Source organism: Mycoplasma sp. CSL7491-lung (genome assembly GCF_018913965.1).
In the GTDB taxonomy this organism is placed as follows: domain Bacteria; phylum Bacillota_I; class Bacilli_A; order Mycoplasmatales; family Metamycoplasmataceae; genus Mycoplasmopsis.
Genome location: NZ_JAHMHG010000005.1, coordinates 22710 through 29554, shown reverse-complemented (window position 1 = coordinate 29554; position 6845 = coordinate 22710). Strand labels below are relative to the sequence as shown.

5 protein-coding genes, 3 tRNA genes and 1 rRNA gene are annotated in these 6845 nt (G+C 28.4%); 2 read left to right on the top strand and 7 right to left on the bottom strand.

Features of this window, described 5'->3' with window-relative positions:
* Together KQ876_RS03545 and KQ876_RS03540 are read right to left on the bottom strand one after the other, a co-directional pair.
* A 16S ribosomal RNA gene (locus tag KQ876_RS03545) occupies positions 1–82 on the bottom strand; the annotation flags it as partial.
* A 124-nt stretch (positions 83–206) separates the two neighbouring features.
* The gene (locus KQ876_RS03540; RefSeq protein WP_216490326.1) at positions 207–1040 is read right to left on the bottom strand and encodes a TIGR00282 family metallophosphoesterase; all 834 of its coding nucleotides are present in this window, start codon (positions 1038–1040) and stop codon (positions 207–209) included.
* Between the two features lie 223 nt (positions 1041–1263).
* Here KQ876_RS03540 and KQ876_RS03535 point away from each other — a divergent pair.
* Positions 1264–1349 (top strand) — tRNA-Leu (locus tag KQ876_RS03535).
* Positions 1350–1356: 7 nt separating this feature from the next.
* Positions 1357–1432, top strand: a tRNA-Lys gene (locus KQ876_RS03530).
* Positions 1433–1497: 65 nt separating this feature from the next.
* Here KQ876_RS03530 and KQ876_RS03525 read toward each other — a convergent pair.
* The 5 genes from KQ876_RS03525 to KQ876_RS03505 form a co-directional block, all read right to left on the bottom strand.
* Positions 1498–2982, bottom strand: coding sequence for an APC family permease (locus KQ876_RS03525; protein ID WP_216490325.1), 1485 nt, complete (start codon positions 2980–2982; stop codon positions 1498–1500).
* Between the two features lie 112 nt (positions 2983–3094).
* Positions 3095–3171 (bottom strand) — tRNA-Ile (locus tag KQ876_RS03520).
* A 62-nt stretch (positions 3172–3233) separates the two neighbouring features.
* Positions 3234–3629: a 30S ribosomal protein S9 gene (rpsI, locus tag KQ876_RS03515; RefSeq protein ID WP_174892553.1), complete on the bottom strand. Its 396-nt coding sequence runs from the start codon at positions 3627–3629 to the stop codon at positions 3234–3236.
* A 2-nt stretch (positions 3630–3631) separates the two neighbouring features.
* Positions 3632–4066, bottom strand: coding sequence for a 50S ribosomal protein L13 (rplM, locus tag KQ876_RS03510; protein ID WP_205852188.1), 435 nt, complete (start codon positions 4064–4066; stop codon positions 3632–3634).
* 57 nt (positions 4067–4123) lie between these two features.
* A complete protein-coding gene (locus tag KQ876_RS03505; RefSeq protein WP_216490324.1) occupies positions 4124–6826 on the bottom strand; it encodes a cation-translocating P-type ATPase in 2703 nt (900 codons plus the stop codon).
* Positions 6827–6845: the final 19 nt, after the last annotated feature.

Here is a 6845-nt window from a genome sequence, read left to right as displayed (position 1 = left end):
GTTCCGAAGAACTCCGCTCGACATGCATGTATTAGGCACACAGCCAGCGTTCATCCTGAGCCAGGATCAAACTCTCGAAAAAATTGACTGTCATGTTTATTGTATATATCTAGTTTTCAAAGAACTTAATGCATCATTCTAACTTATCGTTTTGAGTGATTGCCTAACTATTATAACACCATATTTAGAAATATAAAAATATTTTTTTATTTTTTTTCATAAATATCGATATCAAAAATATTTATCTTTTTAATTGAGTTTGTTTTTTTCTTCAAACCGTTTTTTTGTAATGTTATTATCACTGCATTAAATTGTGTATTATTTGGACTAACTTGAAATCTTTTTCTAGAACTAGGATCCAACATCTTATCACGCACCTCTTGAAAATTTGCACCAATAGCTGAATCAATTGGTCCAACAGTACCTGCATCAGTTATATAACAAGTACCTTTTGGTAAAATATGGTCATCATTTGTTTGAACATGAGTATGTGTTCCGCAAACTGCATCTATTGTTCCATCAACTTCTAGTCCAAGTACATATTTTTCACTTGTTGTTTCTGCATGAAAATCGATAAAGTGAAAATCTGTATCATTATATTCCATTAATTTATGTGCTGATTTTAGAAACGGTAAAGCTACAGACTCATTTCATGGATGGTTTAATTCGTTAAAAGTATTTCCGAGTAATGAACTAACTCTTAATAAAAAATCTTTTACTTTAAAAACTGAAGTGCCGTGCCCCGGATAACTAGAGTCAATATTGAAAGGTCTTATAATATCTTTATTATTTATAATATTATATATATCTTCATTCGCTCAAACATGGTTCCCCATTGTGAAACAATTAACACCATTTTTTTTTAATTTATTATAGTCCTCTTGATCAAGACCTTTTCTACCTGTTACATTCTCACCCTGAGCAATAACAAAATCTATATTATTTTTTTTAATTAAATCTGGTAATATCTTTTCTACCGTTAATATTCCAGGAGCTCCAAATATATCTCCTATAAAAAGTATATTTATTTTATCTTGCATTTTATTCCTAACTATATTATAAAAAAATAATTTAAATAGTCTGATTACTTTAATCTTTGTTAATATTATATAATTTAATTAAATTTAAATAATAGAGATTTTATTTTATTGTTCTAATTTATAACGTTAATTTTTTTAAATTTAAAAAATAAAAAAATATTTTTAAAATTTCTTTGATTTTTTTTTATTGTGTTATAATAATTTAGCAACGAACGCAAAATATGCCCAGGTGGCGGAATGGTAGACGCAAGGGACTTAAAATCCCTCGATTGCAAAATCGTGCTGGTTCAAGTCCAGTTCTGGGTACCATTGTTATGCGTCCTTAGCTCAGCAGGTAGAGCAAATGGCTTTTAACCATTGGGTCAGAGGTTCGAATCCTCTAGGACGTACCATTTCAAGAAATTGACCAAATAAGCCATCTGGCTTATTTTTTTTATTAAAAAACTACACTGTTTATTTAGTGTAGTTTTTTAATATGACTAATTAAATCTCTTTTAAAAATTATTTTTTCCAAATAATAATTTAAAACAGGTATAGATATAGCAAATATTATAAATACAAAATAAATCATTAATTCAAATCAACCCGGAAATAATATATTTGATCCTTTGTAAAAAACACCATAATTGTTTTTAAATTCTGAATTTAATAAATTAGAAAATATTGTCGAAAAATATGCTAATTCAATTGTTATGATTCCTAAAAAAGAAATTATTGATGCACTATAAAAAATAACTTTATTTATTTTGTTTGTCTCATTAATATTTTTTCTATTTTTAGAATATAAAACAATAATATATAAATATACTCCAAAAAATAAAACCGTAGGATAATTACTAAATAAATCTAAAAAAGCATCTGTATCTAATATTGAGCTTAGGGTGAATAAAATTATAAAGTAAAACAAAAATATAACAGAACAATAAAGTAAAGTACCTTTTTTTAGGCTCATTTTTTTTAAAACATAATTTGAACCAAATAATAATTCATTTGAAACCATAGATTCAATTTCGTTTTTATACGCAAATGTTAATCCATTAATAACACCAAAAGTAGAAATTAATAATAATGTGTAAATAATTTTTTCTATAACCTTACTTAATGATTGTGGTAAAGAATCTAACAAAATATCTTCAACTGTCTTTGCGTTATGCAATATAGAAGATAAAGCTATCAATGTATATAATATAGTAATTGATACCATACCAACTATAACTATAATTGGCAATCTTTTTTCCGATTTTTTTATTTTCTTACCGAACGATCCTACTAACAAAAAAGCATCATAAGAAAATAATACGGCGGGCAACGCAATTATTACACCCTTAAGAGTAAATGAACCATTTATGAAAGCATTTACTGATTGATTTTCATTCGATAAATTGTGGGTCTTTGCTAAAAAAATACCAATTAACATTACTGAAAATAGCGGAATAAACTTTAAAATTGTAACTACTGATTGAAATATACCAGACGCACGTTGAGAGATTAACACTAGCGATAAAAAATAAAAACTAATAAATGCACCAACAATTAGATGAATTCAAATTTTTATTTTATTAAAATCAATTATTTTCATAACTGATAAGAAATAAAAAAATATTTCTGAAGCAAAACTACCTAATATTGTAAAAAGTAAACCAAAATAGAAAACTGCATAAGTTACCGAAATACCGTAAGATGTGCAACCAGGCTTTAATTTATGTATTCAATTAGATATTCCTGAAAAACTTTTGTTACGCATTGATCCTATTTCAGAAAAGCAAAGAGCAACCGAAATAGATATTACTCCTCCAATAATTCATGTTATTAATCAGCTTAAACCGTTATAATCTACCGCTTTTCCAACGGATATATTTTTAAAAAAAATCCCGATACCTACAACTGTACCAATTAACATCATCAATGATAGTAAAAATCCTATTTTTCTGTCACTCTTCATTTTACTCCTTAAGAATTATAATATTATTATAACTTTAAACAGGAATAACTTTATTTTTTAATTAAAAAATAAAAAAATAAGCCAAACGGCTTATTTGGTCAATTTCTTGAAATGGTGCGAACGAATGGACTCGAACCATCGACCTCACGATTATCAGTCGTGTGCTCTAACCAGCTGAGCTACGCTCGCATATATTGCTTTACTATTATAGCATATAAAGCACAATAGCAAAGCATTTTATTATTATAAAATTAACGTTTTGAGAATTGTCTTGCACGACGAGCAGCACGAAGTCCAGGTTTTTTACGTTCTTTAGCTCTAGCATCTCTTGTTAGCATTCCAGCTGCCTTAAGAGTTGAACGATAGTCAGCACTTGCTTCTAATAAAGCACGAGCGATACCTAATCTAATTGCTCCAGCTTGACCGCTTAATCCACCACCTGCAACAACTACTGAAACATCAAATGTTCCTTTTGTTTCAGTTAAATCAAATGGTTGGTTAGCGTCTTTTAAGTAAATATCTGATGTTAAGTATTCACGAGCTTCACGTTTATTAATTACGAATTTACCTGTTCCTGGTGTTAATCTAACACGTGCAACAGATGATTTTCTTCTTCCTAATCCACGATATTCAATATTTTTACTCATAATTATTTAACCTCTAATCTTTCTGGGTTTTGTGCTTGTTGTTTATGTTCTGGTCCTGCATATACAAATAAGTTACGACGTTGTTTGTTACCAAGTTTTGTATGAGGAAGCATACCACTTACAGCTTTTTCGATTAAAGCTGTAGGTCTTTTTACTCTTAATTTAGCTGCTGTGATACTTTTTAACCCACCAGGGTATCCTGAGTGTGAGTAGTAAATTTTTTGTTCTTCTTTTTTAGCAGTTAAAACGATTTTTTCAGCGTTAATAATAACTACATTATCACCCATGTCAGCATTTGGAGTAAAATCAGGTTTATTTTTTCCTCTTAATACAGAAGCAACATATGCTGCTAAACGCCCTAAAACTTGACCTTCAGCATCAATAACATATCACTTTTTATTTGCTTTTTGTGTATTAACAATTGTTGTTTGTCTCATACAACCTCCTACGTTAATTTTGAATTTTTTATGTTTTAATATTAAGTTGCCTTTTTATTATATCATAGATTTATTATTTAAATAATTTTTAATAACAAAATATATTTTTTTAAATTCTGAATAAATTACTAGGTTAATTGAAAGAATTATTGGTACAAATCAATATAATCAATTTTGACCATAAATATCTAACGAAATAATTTTAAAAACGCTTGATATTCCTGGTATAAAAGTGACTATTAGCATAGACAAGACAGAAAATGAACTTGCAAGATAAACTAACTTATATTTTTTAAATTTTGAAAAAACAATTGAAGATTTACTCATTAAATTTAATGAATTTAAACTTGCGCCTACGCCTAATGTAATGAACATGGCACTTGAAGTTAATTTAACAAAATCTTCTGAACTTATCTTTGTATTTTTTGCTAACATTCCAACTAATCCGTATGATAATAACGAAGCAAAAGAAAGAACAATACTTTGAATTATAAGCTCTTTAAACATACCATTAGCAAAAATACTCTCATCTCTCTTTGTGGGTTTATTTTTCATAACATTCGCATCTGTTGGAGTCATACCTAATGCTATAGAAGGTAAACCATGAGTTAATAGATTTATCCACAATAATTGAGATGCAGACAAAATTATTACATCTGTGTTTTTAAATTGTTCTTTAAAAACAAAAGAAAATACAAATAACCCAAATAACATAACAATAATTTCAGTTATTGAAGAAATTAATAAATTTAATATAACAGATTTTATTCTATAGTATGTTTCTCTCCCACTTTTAACAGCTTTAACTATTGTACTAAAATTGTCGTCGGTTAAAATCATATCAGCAGCTTGTTTAGAAACATCTGTCCCGGTTATACCCATTGCTATACCACTATCACTACGTTTAAGAGCAGGAGCATCATTTACACCATCACCAGTCATAGCAACAACTTGGTTATGTGATTGTCAAGCATTTACAATTCTTAACTTATCTGAAGGAGTGACACGAGCATAAACTGAAATATGTTTAACTTCATTTTTTAGTTCTTCTTCATCCATGTTCGACAATTCCAAACCAGTTATTGCTCTATCTCCTTCAACAAAAATACCTAATTCTTTTGCAATTGCAACAGCTGTTGTCAAATGATCTCCGGTAATCATTATAGGCTTAATTCCAGCTTCAAAACCTTGTTGAATACTTTCTTTAACTCCTACTCTCGCAGGATCAACCATTGCAATCAAACCAACAAATTCTAGATCATTTTCGTCATCAAAATCAATAACATCTTTTTCTATCATTTTTTTGGCAATCGCCAATACTCTATAACTTTTATTTGATAATTCTTCAACCTTTTCTTTGTATGATTTATCTAAATTTTTTACTTTTGAGAAAATAACATCAGGAGCACCCTTTGTTATTAAAAAGTTTTGATTATTTTCTTTTAATAATACTGACATTAATTTTCTATCACTATCAAACGGTAAAGAATGTATTTTTTTAAAATTATCATAAATATTTTGGTCATTTATATTATGATCGTTTGCATAATATAAAATTCCTATTTCTGTTTGATCTCCGACTTCAACGAATTCACCTTTTTCGTTTTTATGAATTGTCGCGTCACAACACGCAACAAAGTATTCTAAAACTTTATTGTCAGTTAATGTTTTATTGTAGTTTATGAAATCTACAACTTTCATTTTATTTTCTGTTAATGTGCCCGTTTTATCAGAACATATTATGCTTGTAGAACCAATTGTTTCTATCGCGGAGAATGATTTAATAATAACTTTCTCTCTAGTCATTCTTGCTACACCAATAGCTAATAAAACTGTTGTAAATGTTATTAAGCCTTCGGGTATAGCAGCAACTGCTAGAGATATCCCTATAACTGTTGCGTTTGAATATAATTCTGGTCTAGTTCAATTATTTGAAATAGATCCTTGTATAACTATTTGTAGTGAAGCAGTAACAAAAAGTAAAATAATTCCCGCAATACCAAAAATTTTACTTAATTTGTTTAATTTTATTTGTAACGGTGTTAAAGGTACTTTTTGCTCTTGAATTAAATTATTAATTTTACCTATTTCAGTTTGATCTCCGATAGCTGTTACAACCGCAATCGCTCTTCCTTGAGTTGAATATGTTCCTGAAAAAATTTTATTTTTTTGTTCCGCTAAATTGGTAACTTCAGTAGAAATAAAATTTGCGTCTTTTTCAACCGAAATTGATTCGCCTGTTAATGCGGATTCAACAACATAGAATGAATATGATTCCACTAATTGAGCATCAGCTGAAATAATATCTCCTGCTTCAATAACTATCAAATCACCCACCACTAAATTGGATGAAGGAATAGTTATCAACTTACCTTGACGATAAACTTTAGAGTATAATTCATTACTTTTAGAAAGCGCTTTTACCGCTTGATTACTCTTTATTTCTTGGTAAGTACCTAACATCGCGTTTAATGCCACCACTATAAGTATTATAAATGGTTCAATGAAAGAAATTATTAATTCTGATGTTTTTTGGTTATTGTTGGTTATAGCTTCATATATCGCTACTCCAAAACTGAACGCAGAGGCTATCAAAAGTAAAATAATCATAAAATCTTTAAATTGTTCAACAAACATTTTAAAGATGCTTTTTTCTTTTTTTACACTAATTTTGTTATAACCATTTTTTTTGATTAACTCTTCAACCTCTTTTGTCGTTAATCCTTTTTTATTGATTATATATTCTTGATTAATCAACATTCCTCCTTAATATTAATAA